Source organism: Kitasatospora sp. GP30 (assembly GCF_029892145.1).
Classification (GTDB): domain Bacteria; phylum Actinomycetota; class Actinomycetes; order Streptomycetales; family Streptomycetaceae; genus Kitasatospora; species Kitasatospora acidiphila.
In genome coordinates, this window is sequence record NZ_JARZAH010000001.1 from 259,977 (window position 1) to 283,945 (window position 23,969).

At 71.5% G+C, this 23,969-nt stretch carries 27 protein-coding genes and 1 tRNA gene; 17 read left to right on the forward strand and 11 right to left on the reverse strand.

What is annotated here, in order from left to right:
• Positions 1-13 precede the first annotated feature (13 nt).
• The 3 genes from P3T35_RS01240 (at position 14) to P3T35_RS01250 (ending at position 2,118) form a co-directional block, all read left to right on the forward strand.
• Complete coding sequence (locus tag P3T35_RS01240; protein WP_101380966.1) at positions 14-874, forward strand: ABC transporter ATP-binding protein; 861 nt, start codon at positions 14-16, stop codon at positions 872-874.
• Positions 871-1,863 carry an ABC transporter permease subunit gene (locus P3T35_RS01245; RefSeq protein WP_101380967.1) on the forward strand — a complete coding sequence of 331 codons (993 nt, stop codon included), beginning with the start codon at positions 871-873 and terminating at the stop codon, positions 1,861-1,863. The genes P3T35_RS01240 and P3T35_RS01245 overlap by 4 nt, the downstream gene beginning before the upstream one ends.
• Before the next feature lie 123 nt (positions 1,864-1,986).
• Positions 1,987-2,118 (forward strand): hypothetical protein, encoded by a 132-nt coding sequence (locus P3T35_RS01250; RefSeq protein ID WP_280703961.1) that lies wholly within the window; start codon positions 1,987-1,989, stop codon positions 2,116-2,118.
• A gap of 129 nt (positions 2,119-2,247) precedes the next feature.
• Here P3T35_RS01250 and P3T35_RS01255 read toward each other — a convergent pair whose 3' ends face one another.
• Both P3T35_RS01255 and P3T35_RS01260 read right to left on the reverse strand, forming a co-directional pair.
• A complete protein-coding gene (locus tag P3T35_RS01255; protein WP_218976696.1) occupies positions 2,248-2,445 on the reverse strand; it encodes a hypothetical protein in 198 nt (65 codons plus the stop codon).
• Complete coding sequence (locus tag P3T35_RS01260) at positions 2,420-3,487, reverse strand: serine hydrolase domain-containing protein (RefSeq protein ID WP_101380968.1); 1,068 nt, start codon at positions 3,485-3,487, stop codon at positions 2,420-2,422. Before P3T35_RS01260 ends, P3T35_RS01255 begins: the two co-directional genes overlap by 26 nt.
• A 204-nt stretch (positions 3,488-3,691) precedes the next feature.
• Between P3T35_RS01260 and P3T35_RS01265 the strand changes: the two genes are divergently transcribed.
• Positions 3,692-4,447 (forward strand): helix-turn-helix domain-containing protein, encoded by a 756-nt coding sequence (locus tag P3T35_RS01265; protein ID WP_101380969.1) that lies wholly within the window; start codon positions 3,692-3,694, stop codon positions 4,445-4,447.
• A 202-nt stretch (positions 4,448-4,649) separates the two neighbouring features.
• Here the strand turns inward: P3T35_RS01265 and P3T35_RS01270 are convergent.
• Positions 4,650-4,723 (reverse strand) — tRNA-Pro (locus P3T35_RS01270).
• 76 nt (positions 4,724-4,799) lie between these two features.
• Positions 4,800-5,744, reverse strand: a complete 945-nt coding sequence (locus tag P3T35_RS01275) for a metallophosphoesterase (protein ID WP_101380970.1) — start codon at positions 5,742-5,744, stop codon at positions 4,800-4,802.
• Between the two features lie 600 nt (positions 5,745-6,344).
• Between P3T35_RS01275 and P3T35_RS01280 the strand changes: the two genes are divergently transcribed.
• The gene (locus tag P3T35_RS01280; protein WP_180356490.1) at positions 6,345-7,577 is read left to right on the forward strand and encodes a M14 family zinc carboxypeptidase; all 1,233 of its coding nucleotides are present in this window, start codon (positions 6,345-6,347) and stop codon (positions 7,575-7,577) included.
• Positions 7,578-7,695: 118 nt separating this feature from the next.
• Positions 7,696-8,154 (forward strand): GatB/YqeY domain-containing protein, encoded by a 459-nt coding sequence (locus P3T35_RS01285; protein ID WP_101380972.1) that lies wholly within the window; start codon positions 7,696-7,698, stop codon positions 8,152-8,154.
• Between the two features lie 107 nt (positions 8,155-8,261).
• Here P3T35_RS01285 and P3T35_RS01290 read toward each other — a convergent pair whose 3' ends face one another.
• The gene (locus tag P3T35_RS01290) at positions 8,262-10,565 is read right to left on the reverse strand and encodes a transglycosylase domain-containing protein (RefSeq protein ID WP_101380973.1); all 2,304 of its coding nucleotides are present in this window, start codon (positions 10,563-10,565) and stop codon (positions 8,262-8,264) included.
• Positions 10,566-10,991: 426 nt separating this feature from the next.
• On the opposite strand from P3T35_RS01290, the gene P3T35_RS01295 reads away from it, so the two are divergent.
• Positions 10,992-11,315 carry a WhiB family transcriptional regulator gene (locus tag P3T35_RS01295; protein WP_101380974.1) on the forward strand — a complete coding sequence of 108 codons (324 nt, stop codon included), beginning with the start codon at positions 10,992-10,994 and terminating at the stop codon, positions 11,313-11,315.
• Between the two features lie 91 nt (positions 11,316-11,406).
• Here P3T35_RS01295 and P3T35_RS01300 read toward each other — a convergent pair whose 3' ends face one another.
• Both P3T35_RS01300 and P3T35_RS01305 read right to left on the reverse strand, forming a co-directional pair.
• A complete protein-coding gene (locus tag P3T35_RS01300; RefSeq protein ID WP_101380975.1) occupies positions 11,407-12,579 on the reverse strand; it encodes an ArsA family ATPase in 1,173 nt (390 codons plus the stop codon).
• Positions 12,576-13,610, reverse strand: coding sequence for an ArsA-related P-loop ATPase (locus tag P3T35_RS01305; protein ID WP_180356491.1), 1,035 nt, complete (start codon positions 13,608-13,610; stop codon positions 12,576-12,578). Before P3T35_RS01305 ends, P3T35_RS01300 begins: the two co-directional genes overlap by 4 nt.
• Positions 13,611-13,782: 172 nt before the next feature.
• Here P3T35_RS01305 and P3T35_RS01310 point away from each other — a divergent pair, with 172 nt between their 5' ends.
• The 5 genes from P3T35_RS01310 to P3T35_RS01330 are packed head-to-tail and all read left to right on the forward strand — an operon-like array spanning position 13,783 to position 16,349.
• On the forward strand, positions 13,783-13,941 hold the full coding sequence (locus tag P3T35_RS01310; protein ID WP_095874066.1) for a DUF4177 domain-containing protein: 159 nt from the start codon (positions 13,783-13,785) through the stop codon (positions 13,939-13,941).
• A complete protein-coding gene (locus P3T35_RS01315) occupies positions 13,941-14,405 on the forward strand; it encodes a RidA family protein (RefSeq protein ID WP_101380976.1) in 465 nt (154 codons plus the stop codon). The genes P3T35_RS01310 and P3T35_RS01315 overlap by 1 nt, the downstream gene beginning before the upstream one ends.
• Before the next feature lie 47 nt (positions 14,406-14,452).
• Positions 14,453-15,355, forward strand: coding sequence for an NUDIX hydrolase (locus P3T35_RS01320; RefSeq protein ID WP_280703962.1), 903 nt, complete (start codon positions 14,453-14,455; stop codon positions 15,353-15,355).
• Positions 15,352-15,531, forward strand: coding sequence for a hypothetical protein (locus P3T35_RS01325; RefSeq protein ID WP_180356492.1), 180 nt, complete (start codon positions 15,352-15,354; stop codon positions 15,529-15,531). Before P3T35_RS01320 ends, P3T35_RS01325 begins: the two co-directional genes overlap by 4 nt.
• Positions 15,528-16,349, forward strand: a complete 822-nt coding sequence (locus tag P3T35_RS01330) for an MBL fold metallo-hydrolase (RefSeq protein WP_101380978.1) — start codon at positions 15,528-15,530, stop codon at positions 16,347-16,349. Before P3T35_RS01325 ends, P3T35_RS01330 begins: the two co-directional genes overlap by 4 nt.
• Positions 16,350-16,374: 25 nt before the next feature.
• On the opposite strand, the gene P3T35_RS01335 is transcribed toward P3T35_RS01330, so the two are convergent.
• Entirely contained in the window at positions 16,375-17,049 is a 675-nt protein-coding gene (locus P3T35_RS01335) for a Crp/Fnr family transcriptional regulator (protein WP_030288117.1), read from the reverse strand.
• A gap of 220 nt (positions 17,050-17,269) precedes the next feature.
• Here P3T35_RS01335 and P3T35_RS01340 point away from each other — a divergent pair, with 220 nt between their 5' ends.
• The 5 genes from P3T35_RS01340 (at position 17,270) to P3T35_RS01360 (ending at position 21,538) form a co-directional block, all read left to right on the forward strand.
• Positions 17,270-17,752, forward strand: a complete 483-nt coding sequence (locus P3T35_RS01340; RefSeq protein WP_101380979.1) for a hypothetical protein — start codon at positions 17,270-17,272, stop codon at positions 17,750-17,752.
• Between the two features lie 71 nt (positions 17,753-17,823).
• The gene (gene nth / locus P3T35_RS01345; protein ID WP_101380980.1) at positions 17,824-18,681 is read left to right on the forward strand and encodes an endonuclease III; all 858 of its coding nucleotides are present in this window, start codon (positions 17,824-17,826) and stop codon (positions 18,679-18,681) included.
• Positions 18,678-19,358, forward strand: coding sequence for a CoA pyrophosphatase (locus P3T35_RS01350; RefSeq protein WP_101380981.1), 681 nt, complete (start codon positions 18,678-18,680; stop codon positions 19,356-19,358). Before nth ends, P3T35_RS01350 begins: the two co-directional genes overlap by 4 nt.
• An 83-nt stretch (positions 19,359-19,441) precedes the next feature.
• Positions 19,442-20,626 carry a MarP family serine protease gene (locus P3T35_RS01355; protein ID WP_101380982.1) on the forward strand — a complete coding sequence of 395 codons (1,185 nt, stop codon included), beginning with the start codon at positions 19,442-19,444 and terminating at the stop codon, positions 20,624-20,626.
• A gap of 210 nt (positions 20,627-20,836) precedes the next feature.
• Positions 20,837-21,538 carry a metal-dependent hydrolase gene (locus tag P3T35_RS01360; protein ID WP_180356493.1) on the forward strand — a complete coding sequence of 234 codons (702 nt, stop codon included), beginning with the start codon at positions 20,837-20,839 and terminating at the stop codon, positions 21,536-21,538.
• 289 nt (positions 21,539-21,827) lie between these two features.
• Here P3T35_RS01360 and P3T35_RS01365 read toward each other — a convergent pair whose 3' ends face one another.
• From P3T35_RS01365 to P3T35_RS01375, 3 genes are all read right to left on the reverse strand, one after another.
• Entirely contained in the window at positions 21,828-22,037 is a 210-nt protein-coding gene (locus P3T35_RS01365; RefSeq protein WP_280703963.1) for a hypothetical protein, read from the reverse strand.
• Between the two features lie 128 nt (positions 22,038-22,165).
• On the reverse strand, positions 22,166-23,167 hold the full coding sequence (locus P3T35_RS01370; protein WP_101380983.1) for an alpha/beta hydrolase: 1,002 nt from the start codon (positions 23,165-23,167) through the stop codon (positions 22,166-22,168).
• A 160-nt stretch (positions 23,168-23,327) separates the two neighbouring features.
• A complete protein-coding gene (locus tag P3T35_RS01375) occupies positions 23,328-23,828 on the reverse strand; it encodes a phage holin family protein (RefSeq protein WP_101380984.1) in 501 nt (166 codons plus the stop codon).
• Positions 23,829-23,969: the final 141 nt, after the last annotated feature.

The following is a 23,969-nucleotide window of genomic DNA, read 5'->3' on the forward strand; positions in this document are numbered from 1 at the left end:
GGGGGAGCAGACGATGACACCAGTACTGGAAGCGTCCGGGCTGACCAAGCGGTACGGCCACCGGACCGCCCTCGCCGACTGCGACCTGTCCGTTCCGGCGGGTCGGGTGATCGGACTGGTCGGCGCCAACGGCGCCGGCAAGTCGACGCTGCTGCACCTGGCTTGCGGCCTGACCGCGCCCACCTCGGGCACCATCCGGGTGCTGGGCGACGCGCCCGCGGCCGGCCCGGCCCACCTGGCCAGGGTCGGCTTCGTCGCCCAGGGCGCCCCGCTCTACGCCGAGTTGTCCGTCGCCGACCACCTCAAGCTGGGGGCCAAGCTCAACCCGCGCTGGGATCCGGACCTCGCCCGGCGGCGGCTGGCCCGGCTCGACCTGGACCCGCGGCAGCGCGCCGGCCGGCTCTCGGGCGGCCAGCGCGCCCAGCTCGCCCTGGCCGTCGCCGCGGCCAAGCGGCCCGACCTGCTGATCTTCGACGAGCCCGCCGCCGCCCTCGACCCGCTGGCCCGGCACGCCTTCCTGGACCATCTGATGGAGTCGGTGCGCGAGTTGGGCGCCGCCGCGATCCTCTCCTCGCACACCCTCCCCGACGTGGCCCGGGTCTGCGACTACCTGATCGTGCTCGCCGCGTCCCGGATCCAGCTCGCCGGCGAGGTGACCGAGCTGCTCGCCACCCACGCCCGGATCACCGGCGACCCGACCGCGCTGCCGGCCGCTGCGGAGACCATCAGCCGCACCGACCAGGGCGCCGTCGTCCGGGTGCCCCGGCCGCTGCCGGTCGGCGGTCCCTGGCGGGTCGACCCGCTCGACCTCGAAGAACTGGCCCTCGCCTACCTCGACCGCGCCGAACGACTCCCCACGGAGGCCCACCGATGATCTGGCTGACCTGGCGGCAGTTCCGCGTCCAGGCCCTGGTGGCCCTCGGGGCGCTGCTGCTGCTCGCCGGCTACCTCGCCGTGCTCGGCCGGCAGGTCCACACCGCCCACGCCGACGCCCTCGCCCACTGCGCCGGCCACGACACCTGCGCCGCCCTGCTCGGCGCCTTCGCCGACCACTACCGCATGCCGACCGAGCTGCTCGGCTACCTGCTGCTCGCCGTGCCCGGGATCCTCGGGGCGTTCTGGGGCGCACCGCTGATCGCCCGCGAACTGGAGAACGGCACCCACCGGCTGGTCTGGAACCAGAGCGTGACGCGCGGCCGCTGGCTGGCAGCCAAGCTCGGCGTCGTCGGCCTGCTGAGCCTGGCCGTCACCGGCCTCTTCAGCCTGCTGCTCGGCTGGGCGACCGGCCCGGTCACGGCCGTCATCGGCAACCGCTTCGAGGCGGAGGTCTTCGCGGCCAGTGGCCTCGCCCCGCTCGGGTACACCGCATTCGCCTTCGTGCTCGGCACCACCGCGGGCCTGTTCTGCCGCCGCACCGTGCCCGCCATGGCCGCCACCCTGCTGGCCTTCACGGTGCTCCAGGTCGCCACCCCCGCCCTGATCCGCCCGCACTACGAGACCCCCGTCCACGTCTCGGTGCCGCTCACCGCCGATCTGATCGGCCACCTGACGAAGATCGGCACCTACGGCGACATCGACGGTCTGCGGGTCCCCGGCGGCCCCTGGCTGGTGACCACCACACCGATGCTCGACCCCACCGGCAACCCGGCCGGCCACGCCGCCTGGTTCCAGGACTGCATGAACAACAGCTCCTTCGCCGACCTCCCGGCCTGCCTGGCCAAGGGCAACCTGCACGTCGACATCACCGAGCAGCCGGCCGCCCGCTACTGGACCTTCCAGTACGCCGAGACCGCACTCTTCACCGCCCTGGCCGCCCTGCTCGCAGCCCTCGCCACCTGGCGCATCCGCCGGCGGCTCACCTAGGCGCTCGTCGCGGTCGTCGCGGTCCCATGGCCGGCTGCCACGCCGCTGCCACGGGAGCGGCGGATCGTTGCCGCGTCGGGCCGAACCGGCCGGGCGATCCAACAGAGCGAAACAGCAGGGGACATGGACACCGAGAAGACCGAGAAGACCGAGAAGGCCGTCGCGGCGAAGATTGCCGAGGTCAAGATCGAGGTCCGCGAGCTGGAGAAGGTCGAGGCGACGGGCTACCCGAGCATCCCGTACCTCCACCGGTAAGTTCTGATGGGCCCTCTGGACCGCGTCGAGGTGGCGGGATCTGAACGCCTGTGAGCAGACCGGCTGTCAGGCCTCCGAGGGCGCTGCCGCCGAAGAGCAGCGTGCGGAAGCACGCGGTCATCCGGCCCGTCATGGACTGCGGCATGCTGGTCTGCCGCAGGTGCTGACGATGATCACATTGGCGATGCCGGGGCCCAGGTAGGTGGTGAAGAAGGACGCGATCACCAGGCCGCCTACGACCACCTTCGGCCCACTGGCCAGGACGATCACCAGTGGGCCGGGGTTGTGGTGTGACGGATCATCAGGCGGCGGGGCGGAACGCGGCATCGAGAACCTCGGGGAACAGATCAAGCGGCGGGCAGTTCCAGTCGCCGTTGACGTTCGTGACCGCGACCCTGCTGCCGTCGCGGGTGCCGTAGAGGTAGGACCAGTTGCCGGTGATCATTCCGCCGTGGCCGAAGACCGTCGTGCCGCACGGCAGTTCGAAGGAGGAGAGGCCCAGGCCGTAGCTGTAGCCGTCCAGCCAGGTGCCGTCCGGGACGGGGGTCATGGTGAGCATCTCGTCCAACTGCGCGGGCGGCAGCAGCCGGCCGCCGAGCAGCTCACCGAGGAAGACGGCGAGGTCGCCGGTGGTGGAGATGAGCTCGCCGGTCGCGAAGCCGTAGGTGGCGTCCAGCTCGGTCACGTCGTGGGCCAGGGCGTCGGCCTCCTGCAGGGTCAGCCGGGAGTAGCTGTGGGTGTGCGGGCCCCGGAGCTCGGTCTCCCGGTTCGCCAGGTAGGTGCTCGTGAGCTTGAGCGGGCGGAGGATCCGCAGCTCGATCACATCGTTGTAGGTCATGCCGGTGGCCCGCTCGATGATCAGCCCGGACAGGACGAAGTTGGTGTTGGAGTAGGCGAAACCCTGACCGGGCTCGAAGTCCGGCTTGTGGGCCAGGGAGATCTTCACCAGCTCCTCCGGGGTCCACCGGTCGAAGCGGTGGGCCAGCAGCTCGGGACTGGAGTAGCGGCGGAGCATGTCCTCGTCGAGGGTGAACGCGAACAAGCCGCTGCGGTGGCTGAGCAGGTGTCGGATAGTGATCCTGTTGCCATCGTGGCCGTTGCCTCGGATCAGGCCGGGCAGCCACTTCTCCACGGTGTCATCCAGGCTGAGCACGTACTCGGCCGCGAGCTGGAGGATGACGGTGGCGGTGAAGGTTTTGGTGATGCTGCCGACCCGGAACTGCTCCTGGGCCAGCCGCTCCCGGTCGGTGCCGACCTCGGCCACACCCGCGGACCCGAACCACCGCTGCCCGCCGTCGCGGACCTCGGCCACCATGCCCGGGAAGCCCTGCTCGGTCACCGCGCGGTCCAGGATCTGGGTGATGGTCATCTCGAACTCCCTCTGTTTCGGCCGCGTCCTTCGCGACATGAGAAAGGCTATGTTGCGTTCATCAGATCCTCAATTGACGAAATGCCATTCCTGGCTATTTCTGCAGGTGACAGGCGTGAAATTGTTGCAATGAGCATGCCGATGAATGCAAGAGTGCTCTCGCATGTGTTGCAATGAGTGCAGTTGCAACAGGAGGAGGAGCCCATGCCCGGAGGCAGACTGACCCAGCAGGACCGCAGGCAGATCGCCACTGGCCTGGCCGACGGACTCTCCTATACCGAGATCGCCAAGCGCCTGGATCGGCCCACCTCCACCGTCACCCGCGAGGTGATGCGCAACGGTGGCCCGACCACCTACCGGTCCGACCGGGCACACCAGGCGACCGAACGGCGGGCCCGCCGTGGCCGCCAGGCTGCCTCGCAGGCCGGCCCCGCCCCGTCCGCTGCGAGGATCGATGCGGGGCGCGACGTGGAGACGGTGCAGGAGTTCGCGGACCGGTTCACCGAGCTGCTGGTGGGCACCGGGATCCCCCGGATGATGGCCGGAGTGCTGGCCTGCCTCTACACCTGCGACAGTGGCAGCCTCACCGCCGTCGAGCTGGCCCAGCGGCTGCGGGTCAGCCCGGCGTCGATTTCCAAGGCTGTCGGGTACCTCGAAGGCCAGGAGCTGATCAGGCGTGAGCGTGACCCCCGCGGGCGCCGCGACCGGTACGTGATCGACGAGGATGTCTGGTTCCGGGCCATGGTGGCGAGTGCCCGGTTGAACGCGGTGCTTGCCGACGCCGCTCAGGAGGGTGCGGGGCTCCTCGGAGCCGACACCCCGGCGGGCACCCGGCTGGCGGAAATGGGCTGGTTCCTCGGGCTCGTCGGCGAGGACCTGGTCCGATCCGCCGGGCACTGGCGCGAGGCCTTCGCGACCCAGCGGGCGACCCGCCGGAAGCCCGGAGAGCGTCCTGGCTGAGCCGGCCGGGCTCGAAGCCCGTCGTCGGGTGCTGCCGCAGTCGCCCTACGCCGTCTTCGGCACGTTGCTGAGGGATGGTCGGCAGAGCCGGCGGCCGGGAGGAAATCGACGGACTCTCCCAGACTTCTCACGAACCGGCCCTGAAAACCAGTCAGGGCCGGTCCTCCTTGCGGAGGACCGGCCCTGAGCCGGTCTTACTGGGTCGGGGTGGCGGGATTTGAACCCACGGCCTCTTCGTCCCGAACGAAGCGCGCTACCAAGCTGCGCCACACCCCGGTCTTGCGGTTTGTCGCTCCGTCTCCTTCGCGACGAGTAGAACTCTACCCGACGCAGGTCAGGAGACGAAATCCGGTTAGCGGGGGCGAGGGGTCAGGGTCATCAGGGTGGCCTCCGGGGGGCAGGCGAAGCGGACGGGGGTGTAGCGGTTGGTGCCGCAGCCGGCGGAGACGTGCAGGTAGGACTGGCGGCCGCCGGCGCGGTGGGTGGAGAGGCCCTTGACCCGCTTGGCGTCCAGGTCGCAGTTGGTGACCAGGGCGCCGTAGAAGGGGATGCAGAGCTGGCCGCCGTGGGTGTGGCCGGCCAGGATCAGCGGGTAGCCGTCGGCGGTGAAGGCGTCCAGGGTGCGCAGGTAGGGGGCGTGCACCACGCCGATCGACAGGTCGGCGTCGGCGGACGGGCCGCCGGCCACCGCCGCGTAGCGGTCGCGGCGGATGTGCGGGTCGTCCAGGCCGGTGAACTCGAGGTTCAGGCCGGCCAGGGTGAGGCGGCCGCGGGTGTTGGTGAGGTCGACCCAGCCGGCGGCGTCGAAGCCGTCGCGCAGCTTCTCCCACGGGTTGTGGATGGCGCCGGTGATGCCGGGCCGGCCGGTGCCGTCGGCGTTGTTGAGGCCGTGGTTGCCGTTGGCCAGCGCCTTCAGGTAGCGGGTGGGGCTCTTGCGGGCCGGGCCGTAGTAGTCGTTGGAGCCGAAGACGTAGACGCCGGGGAACTCCATCAGCGGGCCGAGCGCGTCCAGCGCGGACGGCACGCCCTGGGGGTCGGAGAGGTTGTCACCGGTGTTGACCACCAGATCCGGCCGCAGCCCGGCCAGGCTGCGCAGCCAGCGCTGCTTCTTGCGCTGCCCGGTCACCATGTGGATGTCCGAGACCTGCAGTACCCGTAGCGGCTTGGCCCCGTGGGGGAGGACCGGGACGTCCACCCGGCGCAGCCGGAATGCGCGGACTTCGTACCCGGCGGAGTAGGCGAGTGTGGCGGCGCCGGTCGCGGCGACCGCGAGCGGGACGGAGTACAGCTTTCGCATCGGTCCATGGTCGCAGACGGGTTCGGTTCCGGTGAACCTGGCCTTGGCTCGGGTCGGCCATGACCGGAGACGGAGCGGGACTGCGTGGGGTCGGCGCCCGCTCACGCACCGTCAGCTGGTGGCGAGCTTGGGAGCTGTTCGACGGTGAGTGAGCGGGCGTGTGCGTGAGGGCGCAGGTTTCGCACGCTCGCGCCCCGTGGGTCTGGGTGTGGTGGCTTTCGGCTTGCGATCTGGGAGGCCGGGAACGGCCCCGGCGTGTGAGCCCCCTCTTCATCATGGCGATGGCTGGGGGCCGGCCGGCGCAGCGGCGGGACGCCGCGGCTCCAGGGGCTCTTGCCCGGCGGCCGAGATTCGCGGCACCATCCACACCACTGATCAACTCCTGTGTTTCGTAGGGGCACTTGACGCGGGCGTTCGGTTCGTGGACTACTGATGAGGCGTCAACAGTCCGATTCGCTCGACAAGAAGCAGATATCACCGGCGACGGCCGCCTGCACGGTGCTGGAGCGAGGGGAGAAGCCCGTTCTGACCTCCATCGATACCTCGACCGAAGCGGGTCGGGCGGTGGTCCAGTGCGACCGGTATCCGACTCTCAAGCAAGTGGCGACAGCAGCACGTGAGTTGGCGGCACGATGGCCGGACCGCTGCCGACTGCGCACCATCGGCACCTCCCGTGGCGGGCGGCCACTCCAGCTGCTCTCCATCGGTACGGCGCCCGAGCAGGCCCTGGTGGTGGCCGGCGCGCACGCCAACGAGTCGCGGCTGGGCGGCGCCAGCATCGTGGAACTGGCCCAGCGGGTGCTGGCCGATCCGGCCCAACACGCCGCGGTCACCTGGAACTACCTGCTCTGCCTGGACCCGGACGGCGCCCAGCTGGCCGAGAGCGGGCCGCGCGAGCCGAGCCAACCGCTCGACCACTTCCGGCACTTCTATCGGCAGGCGCCGGACGAGCAGCCGGAGTGGGCCCCGTCGGTGGGGCGGATGCTGCCCGAGAGCCGGGCGCTGCTCGACCTGATCGACGAGCTGCGCCCGTTCGTGCAGTGCTCCCTGCACAACAGCGAGATGGGCGGCACCTTCGTCCAGGAGACCGGCGACATCCCGGGCCTCGCCGAGGAAATCGCCAAGTCGGCGGGCGAGTTGGGGATTCCGCTGGATCTCGGCAGCTATGACGCGCTCTACTGGCCGAGCCCGGGCCCGGGCGTCCATCTGATGCCGGGGGTGGCCGAGGTCGAACACTCCCAGGCCTCCTCCTGGGCGGTCGGGACCACCACCTGGCATGCGCCGAACCGCTATGGCGGGGTCACCGCGATCGTCGAGGTCCCGCTCTGGCCCACCGAACGGGTGGCCGCCGCGGAACCGGTCGCCGATCCGGCGCCGAGCCTGCTCGCCGCGGCCGAGCAGCTCCGGCAACGCGGTCGGCTGATCGAGGAGTTCCACGCCACCGCCGCCGCGCTGCTGGGGGACGGGGACTGGCCGCTGCTGCGCGCCGTCGCGGGGATGCTGCCGGTCTTCCGGCCGCTCGCCGACGAGTGGGATCCGCGGGTCGCGCAGCCGGGGGCGCCGCCGCTGCCGCCGATGACCGGTGCCCGGCTGGCCGGCATCGAGGTGTGGGCGCACTGCGTGCCGCTGCGGGCCGTCGCGATGCTGCACCGGGCCCTGGCACCGGTCCGCGACGAGGCTGCGGAGCCGCGCGGGCGGTTGGCCGGCCTGGTCGAGGCCTGGTGCGCTGAGTACCAGGACTGCCTGCGCGGCAGCTGGCTGCCCGTCACGCGGCAGGTGGAGCAGCAGGTCCGCATCGTGCAGGCGGCGGTCCGGCTGGCACGACGGCGCTGACCGAGCGCCCGCCCAGCCGGCCGCCGGTGCGGGCTCAGTGCCCGCCCAGCCGGGCGATCCGCGCTCGCCGAGTGCTTATTCATGGGCAGATCGGCAGCCGAGATGTGAGGATTGCCCCATGACAACGCTCAAGGAGCGGCTTCGGGACGACCTGACGGCCGCCATCAAGGCCCGGGACGAGCTGCGCTCGTCCACGCTTCGGCTGACCCTGGCCGCCGTCTCGGCAGCCGAGGTGGCGGGCGAGGAGAAGCGCGAGCTCAGCGATGACGAGGTGCGCCTGGTGGTGCAGGGTGAGGCGAAGAAGCGGCGGGACGCCGCGGATGCCTTCGCCAAGGCCGGCCGGGCCGAGCAGGCGGATCGGGAGCGGGCCGAGGGCGTCGTGCTCGCCGAGTTCCTGCCGCAGCAGCTCAGCGACGAGGAGCTTGCCGCGATCGTGGCCGCCGCGGTGGCCGAGAGCGGTGCGACCGGTCCGCAGGGCATGGGCGCGGTGATGAAGCTGGTCCGCCCGAAGGTCGACGGCGTCGCCGAGGGCGGCCGGGTGGCTGCCGCGGTGAAGGCCGCCCTGGCCGCGAAGTAGCCCTGCCCGAAAGCCCCTGACCGAACCGCGCCCGCTGAGACAGCGCGTCCATCGAAAAGCGCCCGGCGCCCCTCCGGAGAGGGGCGCCGGGCGTTTGTGCGTACTGATCAGTGGTGGTGCTTGCTGGGCCCGGGCTGCGGCTGCCCGCCGGTGCCGCCGCCGATCAGGCCGGGCGGGAGGCTGAAGCCCGGGAACGGGTTCTGCGGCGGAGGCGGCGTGGTCGCCGCGGCGTCGGTGGCTCCGCCGCCCGGGGCGGCCGGCGGCGGGGTGTTCTGGTCGGGGCTGGGCGTGGAGCTGCTCGGCGCCGACGGCGGCTGCTGCACCAGGGTGAAGGGGGTGGCCGGCGTGCCTGCCAGCGCCTGGTTCATTGCCATCTGCCAGATCGGGCCGGGGCCGGTGGCACCGTAGACGCCGCCGTCGGCACCGAAGTCGTGGCCTCCGATGGTGATGTTGGTCATCGGCACGGTGTACTCCGGGCCGCCCAGCCAGACCACGCCGACCAGGTCGGGGGTGTAGCCGTCGAACCAGGCCGCGTTGCGGTGGTCGGCGGTACCGGTCTTGCCGGCGATCATGCGGCCGTCGTCCAGGCCCAGCTGGGCGCCGGTGCCGCCCTTCTCGGTGACGCCCTTCAGCATGGTGTTCATCTTGTCGGCGGTGTCCTGCGTGATCACCTGGCTGCAGTTGGCCTTCGGCACGGCCAGGTTCTTGCCGTCGATGCCCACCACCGAGGAGATCGCGATCGGGTCGCAGTGCATGCCGCGCGCGGCGAAGGTGGCGTAGACGCCCGCCATGTCGAGCGGGCTCATCTCCTCCGTGCCCAGCGCCATCGACGGACGCTCCGCCAGGGGGTCGCCGTTAGCCGTGTTCTTGATGCCCAGCTTGTTGGCCATCTGCTTGACGGCGCACATGCCGATGTCCTGCTCCAGCATGATGAAGTAGGTGTTGATCGACGCCGCCATGGCGTCGGTCATCGTGTACTGGCCGTGCTCGGTGTCCGGATTGTCGTTGGAGACCTGCTCGTTGCTGGTGTTCACGTAACGCCCGGAGCACATGGGCTGGTTCGGGTAGGGCATCTTGGGCGGGGAGTCATAGGTCTGACTCAGGTCCTTGCCGCCGTCCAGGGCGGCAGCCGCCACGATCGCCTTGAAGGTGGAGCCGGGCTGGAAGCCGTTGCCGCCGCCCATCGCCGCGTCCACGTTGAGGTTGACCACGGTCTGGTGCTTGGTGGCGTCCAGACCGTACGGCCGGGTCTGGGCCATCGCCTGGATCTCGCCGGTACCGGGTTTGATCATGGTCATGGCGGCGGCGACCGAGTCGGTCGGGTAGACCTTGGTGGTGACCGCCTTGTTGGCCGCGGCCTGCTTGTCCGGGTCGAGGGTGGTGGTGATCTTCAGCCCGCCCTGCGTCCAGAGCTTGTTGCGCGCGTCGGTGGACGCGCCGAAGGCCGGGTCGCTGAGCACCACCCTGCGCACGTAGTCGCAGAAGAAGCCCATGCCGGCCTGGGCGGTGATGCAGCCGTTCTGCGGGTCCTGGTAGTCCAGTCCGAGCCCGGTGGCCTTGGCCTCCTTGGCCTGCTCGGGCGTGATGTGGTGGTACTCCGCCATCTTGTCGATCACGGTGTCCCGGCGGGCCTGCGCGGCCTTGGGGTGCGCCAGCGGGTCGTAGGCGGTGGGGTTCTGCACCAGACCGGCCAGCAGCGCGGCCTGGGCGATGGTCAGGTCCTTGTTGGGCTTGTTGAAGTAGCGCTTCGAGGCGGCCTCGACGCCGTAGGCCTGGTGTCCGAAAAAGGTGATGTTGAGGTAGTTGGTGAGGATCTGGTCCTTCGACAACTCCTCTTCCAGCTTGATCGCGTACTTCAGCTCCTGGACCTTGCGGCCGACCGTCTTCCGGGTCGCGTCCAGGAACGCCGCCTGGTCGTCGCCCGCCTCCTCGACGAAGACGTTCTTGACGTACTGCTGGGTCAGCGTGGAGGCACCCTGGGCATCCGCGCCGGAGGAGGCGTTCTTGGCGATCGCGCGCAGCACGCCCTTGGGGTCGATGGCGCCGTGCTGGTAGAAGCGGGCGTCCTCGATGTCGACCTGCGCCTCGCGGGTCAGCGGCGACATCTGATCCTGCGTCACTATCTCGCGGTCGCGGGCGTAGATCATGGCGATCTGGTTGCCCTTGGCGTCATAGATGTACGACGCCTGGGAGAGCGTGGGGGTCGTGAAGTCGGCGGGCAGGCTGTCGAATCCCTGGACGCCGTCCTTCGCGCCCAGTCCGATCGCGCCCACCGCGGGCAGCGCCAGGCCGGCCACCAGGAGGCCGGACAGAAGGCTGACGCCGAGGAAGGTCAGTCCATGCCCGGCCAACTCCAGCGGAGAGGTGCGCTGTCGGCGGGGGCGGGATGCTGAGGAACGCTTCGGTGCCATGGGAGGACTCTACGTTGTCGTTTCCGACCCATGAGGGCAGGTGTTCGCTTACGCTTGTCACAAGCCTGCGACAGCTCCGCTCCGTGTATCTCAAACACTCCTGTGAGTGTTGAGAGTTGTCCGATTTGACGGGGTATGAGGCAACTGCCCTGCGGACTATTCCAAGTCGGCGGCCTTGGCGGGCGGGAGCGTTGTGGCGCTGCGTGACGAAAGGGACGTTCGGGACCTTCGCAAGGCCCGCGACCTGCGATCACTCCAACGAGTGATCTGACCGGCACCCATAGTCCGATCGGGTCATTCGAGATTGGACCCCAAGGGGCTGTTGCGCTCCGCCAATCTTCCGTAACGTCCTCAACTGGCAACGGTGAATATGCCGTTGCCGCCGTGGTGGGGGAGCCTCGATGTATCGGGAGAGGACGGCGGGGCATGGGCTGGGTTGATGACTGGAGTGCGCAGGCCGCCTGTCGCACGAGTGATCCGGACGAGCTGTTCGTCCAGGGGGCGGCACAGAACCGGGCAAAAGCCGTGTGCAGCGGCTGTCCGGTGCGTACCGAGTGCCTGGCGGATGCGCTGGACAACCGGGTGGAGTTCGGCGTCTGGGGAGGGATGACCGAGCGGGAGCGCCGCGCACTGCTGCGCCGCCGCCCGACGGTGCTCTCCTGGCGCAGGCTGCTGGAGACTGCGCGGACGGAGTACGAGGAGTCCCTCGCCACCGGCGTGATCCTCTCGGACTACGCGCAGGCGGGCTGACCAGGCTCGGCTTCCGCAGCTGACAAGGGATCAAAATCCCTTCTCCATAGCTGACAAGGGTTCAAGGCCCCGCATCCCGGGGTGGTTGTGATCAATCGGTCGATCCGGCCAGCTGACGGCCGATCAGCCGCAGCCCGTCCAGGTCGTGCACGTCGCCGGCCAACGCCGGCACCTCGACCACCGGTACATCCGGGTAGACCGCCACGAACCGGTCCCTGGTGCGCCGTTCCCGCCCGATCACCTCGACCCGTTCGGCGTGCAGCCGCAGCAGTCCGGCGGCCAGCGCCTCCGCCTCGGCCTGCCGGGGCTCGTGGTCGGCGCCGTTCTCCTCCAGTGCCTGCGCCGCGGCCTGCGCGCGTTCCGCGGTCAACTGCGGTGCCCCGGTGCCGTGCACCCGGTTGAGCACCAGCCCGGCCAGCGGCATCTCGTCGGCGGCCAGCCGGTCCACGAAGTAGGCGGCCTCGCGCAGGGCGTCCCGCTCCGGCGCGGCGACCACCAGGAACGCCGTGCCCTCCGCCTTGAGCAGCTGGTAGGTGCTCTCGGCGCGCTCCCGGAAGCCGCCGAACATCGAGTCCATCGCGGCCACGAAGGTCTGCAGGTCGGTCAGCAGTTGGGCCCCGAAGATCTTGCCCAGGGTGCCGGTGAGCAGCCCCATCCCGACGTTGAGGAACTTCATCGCGCTGCGCCCGCCGACCTTGGCCGGGGTGGTCAGGATCCGGATGAGCTTGCCGTCCAGGAACGAGCCGAGCCGCCCGGGTGCGTCCAGGAAGTCGAGGGCCGAGCGGGATGGCGGGGTGTCGACCACGATCAGGTCCCACTCGCCGGTGGCGCGCAGCTGGCCCAGCTTCTCCATCGCCATGTACTCCTGGGTGCCGGCGAATCCGGCGGAGAGCGACTGGTAGAAGGGGTTGTCCAGGATCGCCCGGGCCCGCTCCGGGTCGGCGTGGGCGAGCACGACCTCGTCGAAGGTCCGCTTCATGTCGAGCATCATGGCGTGCAGTTCGCCGGGCCCGTCGGCGGTGTCCGCGCCCTTGACCGGGCGCGGGGTGTTGTCCAGCTCGGTCAGGCCCATCGACTGGGCCAGCCGCCGGGCCGGGTCGATGGTCAGCACCACGGTGCGCCGGCCGCGCTCCGCGGCCCGCAGGCCGATCGCCGCCGCCGTGGTGGTCTTGCCGACCCCGCCGGAGCCGCAGCAGACCACGATCCTGGTCTGCGGGTCGTCGATCAGCCGGTCCAGGTCGAGGACCTCCGGCGTGCCGGTCATGCCGCCCCCTGTCGCTTGAGTTCACCGGCGAGCCGGTACAGGCCGCCGAGGTCGACGCCACCGCTGAGCAGCGGGAGTTCGTAGCCGGGCAGGTCGAGGGCGGCCAGTTCGGCCCGCTGCTCGCGTTCGAGTGCGACCCGCTCGGAGTGCTCCATGGCCTGGGCGAGCAGCGGATCGAGGAGCGGCTCCACGGCGGTCCGCCGGGTGGCCGCCGAGCGGGACCGGCCGCCGAGGCCGGCCTCCACCAGGGCCTGGGCCACCTCCTCGCGGTGGTCGCCGTGGGCCGCGGCCACCGCGGCGGCGTCCAGCACCGGCGGCCGCACCATGTTGACCAGCACCCCGCCGGCCGGCAGCCCGGCCTCGCGCAGCTCGGTGAAGCCGTCCACGGTCTCCTGCACCGGCATCTCCTCCAGCAGCGTGACCAGGTGCACCGCGGTCTCCGGCGACTTGAGCACGCCCATCACCGCCTGGGCCTGGCTGTGTATCGGCCCGAACCGGGCCAGCCCGGCCACCTCGGAGTTGACGTTGAGGAACCTGGTGAGCCGCCCGGTGGGCGGGGCGTCCATCACCACCGCGTCATAGACCCGGCGCCCGTCCGGCCCCTTGCGGCGGGCCGCCTCGCAGGCCTTGCCGGTGAGCAGCACATCGCGCACGCCCGGGGCGATGGTGGTGGCGAAGTCGACGAAGCCGACCTTCTGCAGCGCCTTCCCGGCCCGCCCGAGCTTGTAGAACATGTCGAGGTACTCGAGCAGCGCCTGCTCGGTGTCGATGGCCAGCGCGAACACGTCGCCGGAGGTCTTGGGCCCGGACAGGCCCAGCTGGGCGGAGGAGACGGAGGCCACCCGGCGCTCCTCGTAGGGCAGCGCGGCGATCCCGAAGAGCTCGGCGATCCCCTGCCGGCCCTCGACCTCGATCAGCAGGGTGCGGCGGCCTTCGGCGGCCAGCGCCAGGGCGAGCGCCGCCGCCAGCGTGGTCTTGCCGGTGCCGCCCTTGCCGCTCACCACATGCAGCCGTACGCCCTCCCAGTCCACGCTGCCTCTCCGTCCGCTCGAAGTCCTCGTCCTGCTCGAAGTCCTCCTCGCGAGCGTAACCAGCCGCCGCGCCGGATGCCGGGAGCATCCGGGTGCAGGCCCGGTCGGCAGCCCGCTTTGTGTCCCACCTCACATCGGCTGTGCCAGGTCGCCGACCGTCTAGAGTCACCCCATGACCAAGTGGGAATACGTGACGGTGCCGCTGCTGGTGCACGCGACCAAGCAGATCCTGGACACCTGGGGCGAGGACGGCTGGGAGCTGGTCCAGGTGGTGCCCGGGCCGAACAACCCGGAGCAGCTGGTGGCCTACCTGAAGCGGGAGAAGAGCTGATGAGCAAGGTCGAGAGCCGGCTCGCCGAGCTGGGCCTGACGCTGCCCGAGGTGGCCAAGCCGGTGGCGGCCTACGTTCCGGCAGTGCGCAACGGCGACCAGGTGCTGACCAGCGGCCAGCTGCCGGTGGTCGGCGGCGTGCTGAAGCAGACCGGCAAGGTGGGCGCCGAGGTGACCGCCGAGGAGGCCAAGGCGCTGGCGCAGGTCTGTGCGCTGAACGCGCTGGCCGCCGTGAAGTCGGTGATCGGCGACCTGGACCGGATCGACCAGGTGGTCAAGGTGGTCGGCTTCGTCGCCTCGGCGCCCGACTTCACCGGCCAGCCGGCCGTGATCAACGGTGCCAGCGAGCTGCTCGGCAAGGCGCTCGGCGAGGCGGGGGTGCACGCCCGCAGCGCGGTCGGCGTCGCGGTGCTGCCGATGGACGCGCCGGTCGAGGTGGAGATCCAGGTCCGGGTCAAGGCCTGACCTGCCGCCCCTTCTCAGCAGCCGGTCCGGGTGCATAGCATCCGGACATGGCTGCTGACTCTGCTGATGGAAACGGGGCCGGTCGCAAGGCGGCCGGAATCGCGATGCCGCCGAGTTGGCCGGCCCGGATCCGGGCGCTGGCCGACGGGCGGCTGACCCCGCTGGTGCCCAAGCCCTCGGCCACCGTGGTGCTGCTGCGCGACGGCGCCGACGGGCCGCAGGCGTACCTGCTGCGCCGGCGCGGGTCGATGGCGTTCGCCGCCGGGCTGTACGCCTACCCGGGCGGCGGGGTCGATCCGCGGGACGCCGAACAGCCGCCGGCCTGGGCCGGGCCGAGCCCCGAGGAGTGGGCCGAGCGGCTCGGTGTGGACCGGGCGACCGCGCAGGCGGTGGTCTGCGCCGCGGTGCGGGAGACCTTCGAGGAGGCCGGCGTGCTGCTGGCCGGGCCGGACGCCGACACCGTGGTGGCGGAGCGCGACTGGACGGCGGAGCGGGCCGCCCTGGAGGCGCACGAGCTGTCGTTCGCCGAGTTCCTGCGCAAGCACGACCTGGTGCTGCGCAGCGACCTGCTGGCCGGCTGGGCCCGCTGGATCACCCCGGCCTTCGAGGAGCGCCGGTACGACACCTGGTTCTTCGTCGCGGCGCTGCCGCCCGGCCAGCAGGCCGCCAGCGAGGTGGGCGAGGCCGACCGGGTGACCTGGCTGACCCCCGCCGAGGCGGTGCGCGGGCACGCCGAGGGCCGCTACGGGATGCTGCCGCCGACCGTCACCGTGCTGCGCGAGCTGCTGCCGGTGCGCACCCCGGCCGAGGCGCTGGCGGCGGCCGGGCGGCGCACGCTGACCCCGGTGCTCGGCCAGGCCGAGGTGATGGGGGATCGTATGACCATCCGGTGGCCAGGGTATGAAGAGCTGACCATCGACGGGCAGTACCCCGAGGAAGGACAACCATGATCCACAATGACGTGGCTCGCGTGCGCGACATCCCCGCCCGCCGCCTGGCTGCCCGTGCCCTCAACCGCCGGCTGAGCTGTGATGACCAGGCCCTGGCCGCAGTCCCCACCCCGCGCACCCTGGTCCGCCCCCTGGACGGCCGCCCGCTGACCCGCGAGCTGGAGGCCGGCCGGTGAGCAGCGGCCTGCCCGGAGACCCGGCGCCCACCGTCGGCGGTGCCGCCACGGCGCGCGCGCTCTGCGTACTCGCCCCCAACCCGTCCCCGATGACGCTGGACGGGACCAACACCTGGCTGCTCTGCGAACCGGGCTCGGACCAGGTCGTGGTGATCGACCCCGGGCCGCTGGACGAGGGCCACCTGAGCGCCGTGATCGACGCCGCCGAGCGGCAGGGCCGCCGGATCGCGCTCACCCTGCTGACCCACGGCCACCATGACCACGCGGCCGGCGCGGCCCGGTTCGCCGAGCTGACCGGCACCGAGGTGCGGGCCCTCGACCCGGCCCACCGGCTCGGCGACGAGGGCCTGACGGGCGGCCAGGTGATCGAGGTGGGCGGCCTGGAACTGCGCGTCGTCGCCACCCCCGGGCACACCGCCGACTCGCTCAGCTTCCACCTGCCGGCCGACGGCGCGATCCTCACCGGGGACACCGTGCTGGGCCGCGGCACCACCATGGTCGCCCACCCGGACGGCGTGCTCGGCGACTACCTGGACTCGCTGCGGCGGCTGCGCACCCTGGCCACCGAGCACGGTGTGCGCACCGTGCTGCCCGGCCACGGCCCGGTGCTGGCCGACGCGCTGGGCAGCGTCGAGTACTACCTGGCGCACCGGGCGGCCCGGCTGGCCCAGGTGGAGACCGCGGTGGAGGCGGGCTGCCGCACCGCCGAGGCGGTGGTGGCCCGGGTCTACGCGGACGTGGACAGGGCGCTCTGGCCGGCCGCCGAGCTCTCGGTGCGGGCTCAGCTGCAATACCTGGAGGACCACGGGCTCATCTGAGCACCGTGGTCCCCGGCTGCCGGACTCAGCGGGAGCGGCGGGAGAGCCGCTCGACGTCCAGCAGTACCACCGCGCGGGCCTCCAGCTTCAGCCAGCCACGGCCGGCGAAGTCGGCCAGCGCCTTGTTCACGGTCTCCCGGGAGGCGCCGACCAGCTGGGCGAGCTCCTCCTGGGTGAGGTCGTGGGCGACGTGGATGCCCTCCTCGGACTGCACGCCGAACCGGCGCGACAGGTCCAGCAGCGCCTTGGCCACCCGGCCCGGCACGTCGGAGAAGACCAGGTCGCTCATCACGTCGTTGGTCCGGCGCAGTCGGCGGGCGATGGCCCGCAGCAGCGCTATCGAGACCTCGGGGCGGGCGTGCAGCCAGGGCTGCAGGTCGCCGTGGCCCAAGCCGAGCAGCTTGACCTCGGTCAGCGCGCTGGCGGTGGCGGTGCGCGGCCCGGGGTCGAAGAGCGAGAGCTCACCGATCATCTCGCTGGGACCGAGCACCGCGAGCATGTTCTCGCGGCCGTCCGGCGAGGCGCGGTGCAGCTTCACCTTGCCCTCGGCGACCACGTAGAGCCGGTCGCCCGGGTCGCCCTCGTGGAACAGCGACTCGCCGCGCGCGAGGGTCACCTCGGTCATGGAAGCGCGCAGCTCGCCGGCCTGTTCGTCGTCGAGCGCCGCGAAGAGCGCGGCGCGCCGCAGAACATCGTCCACGTGCTTCCTCCTTCTCGGCCGTCCGCCGTGGAGCGGCGGGCGGTCATGTGCTCAAAACAGTGCTCTTCATCACCAAGCATGGCGCATGTCGCTCCGATCATATGAGGAGGGGGTGCGCGGTGGTGGGCGGTACGCGGCCATCCGTACGCATCAGTAGTCGGTCTCCGGGGGCCGCGGAGGCACTCTTGAGCACCGCCCCGGCGGGAACTACCGTCCGGTCATGGCATTCACCGAGAAACTCCTCCAGGCGCCCGCGCCGATCCAGGTGGGCGGCTACCGGCTGAAGCGCTACCACGTCACCGCGGACCCGGGCGGCATCGATCCGGCGGTGGAGAAGGCGGCCTATGCGGCCCTGCCCGACCTGCTGCCGGCCCCCGACGGCACCCCGCAGGCCGGCTTCGTGGTGGTCCACCGCGGCGACGACACCGGCGCCTACCTCAATGTGTACTGCTGGGCTTGGAACAATGTGCTGAGCTTCGCCGGCGCGGTCGCCGGGCAGCCGGCGCTCGGCTGCCCCGACCAGGACCCGACCCACTTCATCCGGCTGACCCGGCCGCTGATCGGCTGCGTCTGGGAGCTCGCGCCGATGCGCCACGAGCGCGACGCCTGGGTGCGCCACGTGCTCGCCCCCGAGCGCCCCGACCTCGACGGCTACCTCGCCGATCACTACCGGGAGGGCAGCACCGGCCCGGAACCGGCCTGACGGGCCGTCACTCCCGCTCCGGCAACCGGAACGGCCCCCACCGGGGCGGCGGTTCGGCGTAGCCTTCGGGCATGGCAGAGAGCAAGGTCCGCAAGACGGCAGCCACGGCGGTGGCCAGGAAGACGCCCAGCCCGGAGTCGCACCTGGCGCTGGTCCGGCGGGCCCGGAAGATCAACCGGGTCCTGGCGGAGACCTATCCGTACGCGCACCCGGAGCTGGACTTCGACAACCCGTTCCAGCTGCTGGTCGCCACCGTGCTGTCGGCGCAGACCACCGACCTGCGGGTCAACCAGACCACCCCCGCGCTGTTCGCCAAGTACCCCGGCCCCGAGGCGATGGCGGCGGCCGTCCCCGAGGAGCTGGAGGAGCTGATCCGGCCGACCGGCTTCTTCCGCAACAAGGCCAAGTCGCTGATCGGGCTCTCGATCGCGCTGCGGGACGAGTTCGGCGGCGAGGTCCCGCGCACCCTGGAGCAGATGGTCACCCTCCCCGGGGTGGGGCGGAAGACGGCCAATGTGGTGCTGGGCAACGCCTACGGGGTGCCCGGCATCACCGTCGACACCCACTTCGGCCGGCTGGCCCGCCGGTTCGGCTGGACCACCGAGGAGGACCCGGTGGCGGTCGAGGCCGCGGTCGCCGAGCTGTTCCCGAAGTCGGAGTGGACCATGCTCTCGCACCGGGTGGTCTTCCACGGCCGCCGGATCTGCCACGCCCGCAAGCCCGCCTGCGGGGTCTGCCCGGTCGCCCCGCTCTGCCCCTCCTACGGCGAGGGCGAGACCGACCCGGAGAAGGCCGCCAAGCTCCTCAAGTACGAGCTGGGCGGCCAGCCGGGCCAGCGACTGCGCCCGCCGGCCGACTATCCGGGCACCGCGGCGGCTCCCGGTGCGTTGAGCCAGGCGACGGAGTCGGCGGCCGGGAGGGTCGAGTGAAGAGCAGCGGTGCGCCGGTGGCGATCGTCCGGGACGGGCTGCCCGACTGGCTGCTGCCGGTGCGCCGGGCGGCCGAGACGGTGCGGCCCGAGCAGCTCAGCCGGTTCCTGCCGCCGGCCGAGGGCGGGCGCCACTCCGCGGTGCTGCTGCTCTTCGGTGACGGGCCCGGTGGCCCCGACCTGCTGCTGACCCAGCGGTCCACCGCGCTGCGGTCGCACCCGGGCCAGGTCTCCTTCCCCGGCGGCTCGCTGGATCCGGTGGACGGCGATCCGGCCGGGCCGGGGCCGGTGGCCGCGGCGCTGCGCGAGGCGGCCGAGGAGACCGGGCTCGACCCGGCGGGCGTGCAGGTCTTCGCCACCCTGCCGGCGCTCTACATCCCGGTCAGCGACTTCGTGGTGACCCCGGTGCTCGGCTGGTGGCGCGAGGAGTCGCCGGTCACCGCGGTGGACCCGGCGGAGACCGGCGAGGTCTTCCGGGTGCCGCTCGCGGCGCTGGCCGATCCCGCCCACCGCGGCCGCTACCGGCATCCGTCCGGCTTCACCAGCCCGGCCTTCCAGACGAACGGGCACCTGGTCTGGGGTTTCACGGCCGGTGTGATCGACCGGCTGCTGCACCACAGCGGACTGGAACAACCTTGGGACAGTTCGCGCCTCATCGAGCCGCCGGTGGGCGGGTAGGCAGCCGCAGAGCGGTACCGCGGGACGTAACGGACAACCGGGGCAGCTGCCGGACGGCGGTCGGTCCATGGGAGGGTGGCAGGGTGAACGTGCTGGATCTGCTGCTGCTCGCCGCCGCGATCGGCTTCGCCGTGTCCGGGTACCGGCAGGGCTTCGTGGTGGGCATCCTCTCCGTACTGGGGTTCCTCGGTGGCGGCCTGATCGCGGTGCAACTGCTGCCGCTGGTGCTCAGTCACCTCAGCCCCGGCACCACCGCCTCGGTGATCGCCGTGGTGGTGGTGATCGTCTTCGCGGCGATCGGCCAGGCCGCCACCACCCAACTCGGCTGGAAGCTACGCGGCCGGATCGACCGCAGTCCGGCCAAGGCGCTGGACGCGCTGGGCGGCTCGGTGGTGAACGTGCTGTCGATGCTGCTGGTGGCCTGGCTGATCGGGTCGGCGCTGGCCGGCACCTCGATGCCGACCGTCTCCAAGCAGGTCCGCACCTCCCTGGTGCTCGGCGGCGTGCAGGACGCGCTGCCCTCGGACGCGCCGAACTGGTTCTCCGACTTCAGCAAGGTGCTGTCGCAGAACGGCTTCCCACAGGTCTTCAACCCGTTCGAGCATGAGCCGATCACCGAGGTGCAGCCGCCCGACCCGTCACTGGTCGGCAGCCCGGCGCTGCAGAAGGCCCGGCAGAGCCTGGTCAAGGTGGTCGGCACGGCCAACTCCTGCGGCAAGACCCTGGAGGGCAGCGGCTTCGTCTTCGCCCCGCACCGGGTGATGACCAACGCGCACGTGGTCGGCGGGGTGGACGAGCCGACCGTGCAGATCGGCGGCGCCGGACAGCTCTACGACGCCACCGTGGTCAGCTACGACTGGCAGCGCGACATCGCCATCCTGGAGGTGCCGAAGCTGAACGCGCCGCCGCTGGCCTTCGCCGGCGAGGCGCACAGCAACGACAGCGCGATCGTGGCCGGGTTCCCGGAGAACGGCGCGTTCAACGTCCAGCCCGCCCGGATCCGCGGCCGGATCCAGGCCAACGGGCCGGACATCTACCACCGCGGCCAGGTGGTCCGGGACGTGTACTCGATCCGTTCGCTGGTCCGCCAGGGAAACAGCGGCGGGCCGCTGCTCACCCCGGACGGCGAGGTCTACGGGGTGGTCTTCGCCAAGTCGCTGGACAGCTCGGACACCGGCTACGTGCTGACCGCGGCCGAGGTGAAGGCGGACGCGGCCGCGGGCACCACCGCCGACACCCAGGTCGACACCCAGGGCTGCGCGCTCTGAGTCGGCGAGCTGTCCCCGGCCTGCCGTTGGCCTTCTCTCCGGTCCGTCTCCAGCGTTGCCCCTGATCTGCTGACACACCGTCGGAGCTCCTGCCATGAGCGGGATCCGGCGGTCCGTCAGTTCCTCCTGGTAGCGTCGGCCGCGCTCACCCGTTCGGCTCAGTCCGGGCGGGTGGCGTGCCAGCCACACACCATGAAGGAGTCACCGGCCATGATGGGTCACTCGCACGCGGTCAGCGGTGCGATGCTGTATGCGGCCGCCGCGCCGATACTGCCGCCACTACTGCTGCACACCCACCTCAAGCCGGCCGACATCCTGTTGGGCACCGTGCTGGCGGCGGGCGCGGCGCTGCTGCCCGACCTGGACCACCACGACGGCACCATCGCCAACTTCCTCGGCCCGGTCTCCAAGGCACTCTGCCGGTTCGTCGCCTGGATCTCCGGCGGGCACCGGCACGCCACCCACTCGCTGCTGTTCGTCGCGCTGATGGGTGGCGGCAGTTGGGCCGGCGTGCACTACCTGGGGCGCTGGTTCACCCTCGGTCTGACGTTCTTCCTGCTCGCCATGGCCATCAAGGCGCTGCGGATCCATCTGCCGGGCGAGGGGCACACCACCTGGCTGAGCGTCGTCGGCCTGTCGGCGGTCGGGACCTTCGTGATGGACCAGTGGATGCCGTCGGCCCCGGGCTGGCTGCCGTACGCGGTCGGACTCGGCACCCTCGCCCATCTGCTGGGCGACAGCCTCACCAAGATGGGCGCGCCGTGGCTGTGGCCGCACAAGCAGCGCTACGAGATCGTGCTGATCAAGCGCAGTGGCAATGACATGGAGACCAAGGTGCTGGTCCCGATCATGTCGGTGGCCACCATCGCGCTGCTCCTCTTCAGCACGGTGGGGCCGACCGTCCTGGGCTGATCTCCATCCCGCCGCCGAGTCGGCACGTGCCGTGCGGGTCCATCGGATCCGCACGGCATTTGCGGTTGCTGGGCTTGCGCGGTGGCGCGGCCTCTGCGGTTGGTCAGGCCCGTGGGGTTGCTCGGCCCGTGGGGTTGGTCGGGCCCTCGGGTGCTCGGCCTCTTCGGTGGCGCGGCCTTTGCGGTTGGTCAGGCCCTGCGGTTGCCCGGCCCGTGGGGTTGCTCGGCCCGTGGGGTTGGTCGGGCCCTCGGGTGCTCGGCCTCTTCGGTGGCGCGGCCTTTGCGGTTGTTCAGCCTTCGCGGCGCAGCCGGGCGCCGACCCAGCGGGCTCGGCGCCCGAGGATCCGGGGGATTCCGAGCGGGTGTGGTGCGGCGGGGCGGTCCCGCGGCTCGTTCGGCCAGTCGAGGCCGCGGTCGCTGGTCGGGGCGGTGGCGTTACGGGAATCGACGTGCTTGGCGCGTCGTCCGCGCGCGGCGGCGCGTTCGGGCATCCAGGTCATACCGGATGGATGCCCCTCGGCATGCATAGGTAACCACCCTCGTCTGGGCGAACTGGCTTATGCCATGGGCATACCAACACATCGTTCACTTCTGACGGATCGTCAGATATGCCTCCCGCGGAGGCTGCCTACTTGTGCTCGGAGATCCAGGCGAGCAGCTCGGCGGTGACCTCGTCGGGCGCTTCCTCGTGCGGGAAGTGGCCCACCCCGGGCAGCAGCCGCCAGCGGTACGGAGCCGACACGTACTCCCCGGCGCCCAGTGCGGTGCGGGCCAGCAGCACCGGGTCGGCCGCACCCTGGATGTGCAGGGTGGGCGCGGTCACCGGCTTCTTCATCCGGCGGGCGAACTGGATGCCGTCCGGCCGGGCCATCGAGCGGACCAGCCAGCGGTACGGCTCGATCGAGCAGTGCGCGGTGCTGGGGATCTGGATCGCCTGGCGGTAGTTGAACACGGCCTCGGCATCCAGCAGATGGGGGCCGGTCCAGTCCGCCAGGTATTCGGCGATCAGTGCGGCGTCGTCGGCGACCAGGCGCCGCTCCGGTATCCAGGGACGCTGGAAGCCCAGCACGTGCTCGTAGGCGGCCATCTGCCGGCGGTCCCGCAGCAGGGCGCGGCGCAGATGGCGCGGGTGGGCGGCGGACAGCACGGTCAGGCTGCGGATCACCGAGGGCCGCATCACGGCCGCGACGAACGCCAGCGACCCGCCGCTGTCATGACCGACCAGATGGGCGCTGTGCTCGCCGAGTGACCGGATCACACCGGTGATGTCCAGGGCCAGGTTGGTCGGATCGTAGCCACGCGGAGTGCGGTCGCTGCCGCCCATGCCGCGCAGGTCCAGGGCGACCGCCCGGAAGCCGGCCTCGGCCAGCGCGGCCATCTGGTGGCGCCAGGCCCACCAGTACTGCGGCCAGCCGTGCACCAGTAGGACCAGCGGGCCGGTGCCCTGCTCGGTGATGTGGAACCGGGCGCCGTTGGCCGCCAGATCGCGGTGCGTCCACGGTCCGGCCGCGCGCACGTTCCAGGCACCGCGGCCGGCCGCGGGCGCCGACGGCTCGGCGGCGCCGGGCAGGCCGGCGTCGGGGCGCGGGCCTGCGGTGGCGGGCACGGCGGGCTTCTGGTCCAGTGGCATACCGAGAGCGTTTCACATCCCGGCCGGGAACGTGGTCCCGGCGGTCATCTGGGGTGGCGCGGGCGACCGCTGAACGGCCGTCCGCTGAGCGAGCGCGAGCCTGTCGGGGGCGCGGTGAGCGAGCGCTCGCTTGTCGTGGGTGCGGTGACTGGGCGTCGGCTCAGCCGGCATCCGCCGCCTGAGCGCTTGCCGAGCGCTCCATCGCGGCCAGCTCCTCGGCGGTGGCCGGTCGCGGCTTGGCGTTCTTCAGCACCTCGGCGGTCGCCTGGGCACCCTCGATGGTGCGGTTCGGCTTCTCGATCTTCTTGAAGAACCGGACCGCCAGCAGCGCGAGCAGCACGCCCAGCAGGACGTAGGCGCCGGCCACGACGAGGAAGGAGAACCCCAGGCCGATGTGCGAGGCCGCGTTCAGCCCGTAAGCCGCGGCAAAGCTGAACATCGGGATGGAGGCCAGGAACGCCACGCCGGCGATGATGCCGGAGGTGCTGCCGGTGAGGGCGCGGATGACGTCCCGTCGGATCTCGGCCTTGGCGAGGGCGATCTCATCGTGGACCAGGGACGAGAGGTCGGCGGTGGCCGCGGCGAACAGCTGCCCGACCGAGCGCTCGCCCTCGTAGGGCGTGCGCGAGCTACCGGACGGGCCTGCGGTGCCTGCGGACATCTGGTCTTCTCCTCTGCTGAGATTCCGGATAGTTCAGAATCATGCCCCTACCGACCAGTCAAGCACCACTTCGGGCCACTCCAGTCGGACGATGTGTCACCCGCTCCGCTCTTCCCGCTCCGCCCGCCCTGTCCCCGGATG

What these genes read in the sequence shown, in the direction of transcription:
- P3T35_RS01240 (WP_101380966.1), top strand. Translation starts at nt 14, where the DNA reads ATGACACCAGTACTGGAAGCGTCCGGGCTGACCAAGCGGTACGGCCAC.
- P3T35_RS01245 (WP_101380967.1), top strand. Translation starts at nt 871, where the DNA reads ATGATCTGGCTGACCTGGCGGCAGTTCCGCGTCCAGGCCCTGGTGGCC.
- P3T35_RS01250 (WP_280703961.1), top strand. Translation starts at nt 1,987, where the DNA reads ATGGACACCGAGAAGACCGAGAAGACCGAGAAGGCCGTCGCGGCGAAG.
- P3T35_RS01255 (WP_218976696.1), bottom strand. Translation starts at nt 2,445, where the DNA reads ATGCCGCGTTCCGCCCCGCCGCCTGATGATCCGTCACACCACAACCCC.
- P3T35_RS01260 (WP_101380968.1), bottom strand. Translation starts at nt 3,487, where the DNA reads ATGACCATCACCCAGATCCTGGACCGCGCGGTGACCGAGCAGGGCTTC.
- P3T35_RS01265 (WP_101380969.1), top strand. Translation starts at nt 3,692, where the DNA reads ATGCCCGGAGGCAGACTGACCCAGCAGGACCGCAGGCAGATCGCCACT.
- P3T35_RS01275 (WP_101380970.1), bottom strand. Translation starts at nt 5,744, where the DNA reads ATGCGAAAGCTGTACTCCGTCCCGCTCGCGGTCGCCGCGACCGGCGCC.
- P3T35_RS01285 (WP_101380972.1), top strand. Translation starts at nt 7,696, where the DNA reads ATGACAACGCTCAAGGAGCGGCTTCGGGACGACCTGACGGCCGCCATC.
- P3T35_RS01290 (WP_101380973.1), bottom strand. Translation starts at nt 10,565, where the DNA reads ATGGCACCGAAGCGTTCCTCAGCATCCCGCCCCCGCCGACAGCGCACC.
- P3T35_RS01295 (WP_101380974.1), top strand. Translation starts at nt 10,992, where the DNA reads ATGGGCTGGGTTGATGACTGGAGTGCGCAGGCCGCCTGTCGCACGAGT.
- P3T35_RS01300 (WP_101380975.1), bottom strand. Translation starts at nt 12,579, where the DNA reads ATGACCGGCACGCCGGAGGTCCTCGACCTGGACCGGCTGATCGACGAC.
- P3T35_RS01310 (WP_095874066.1), top strand. Translation starts at nt 13,783, where the DNA reads ATGACCAAGTGGGAATACGTGACGGTGCCGCTGCTGGTGCACGCGACC.
- P3T35_RS01315 (WP_101380976.1), top strand. Translation starts at nt 13,941, where the DNA reads ATGAGCAAGGTCGAGAGCCGGCTCGCCGAGCTGGGCCTGACGCTGCCC.
- P3T35_RS01320 (WP_280703962.1), top strand. Translation starts at nt 14,453, where the DNA reads ATGGCTGCTGACTCTGCTGATGGAAACGGGGCCGGTCGCAAGGCGGCC.
- P3T35_RS01325 (WP_180356492.1), top strand. Translation starts at nt 15,352, where the DNA reads ATGATCCACAATGACGTGGCTCGCGTGCGCGACATCCCCGCCCGCCGC.
- P3T35_RS01340 (WP_101380979.1), top strand. Translation starts at nt 17,270, where the DNA reads ATGGCATTCACCGAGAAACTCCTCCAGGCGCCCGCGCCGATCCAGGTG.
- nth (WP_101380980.1), top strand. Translation starts at nt 17,824, where the DNA reads ATGGCAGAGAGCAAGGTCCGCAAGACGGCAGCCACGGCGGTGGCCAGG.
- P3T35_RS01360 (WP_180356493.1), top strand. Translation starts at nt 20,837, where the DNA reads ATGATGGGTCACTCGCACGCGGTCAGCGGTGCGATGCTGTATGCGGCC.
- P3T35_RS01365 (WP_280703963.1), bottom strand. Translation starts at nt 22,037, where the DNA reads ATGACCTGGATGCCCGAACGCGCCGCCGCGCGCGGACGACGCGCCAAG.
- P3T35_RS01370 (WP_101380983.1), bottom strand. Translation starts at nt 23,167, where the DNA reads ATGCCACTGGACCAGAAGCCCGCCGTGCCCGCCACCGCAGGCCCGCGC.
- P3T35_RS01375 (WP_101380984.1), bottom strand. Translation starts at nt 23,828, where the DNA reads ATGTCCGCAGGCACCGCAGGCCCGTCCGGTAGCTCGCGCACGCCCTAC.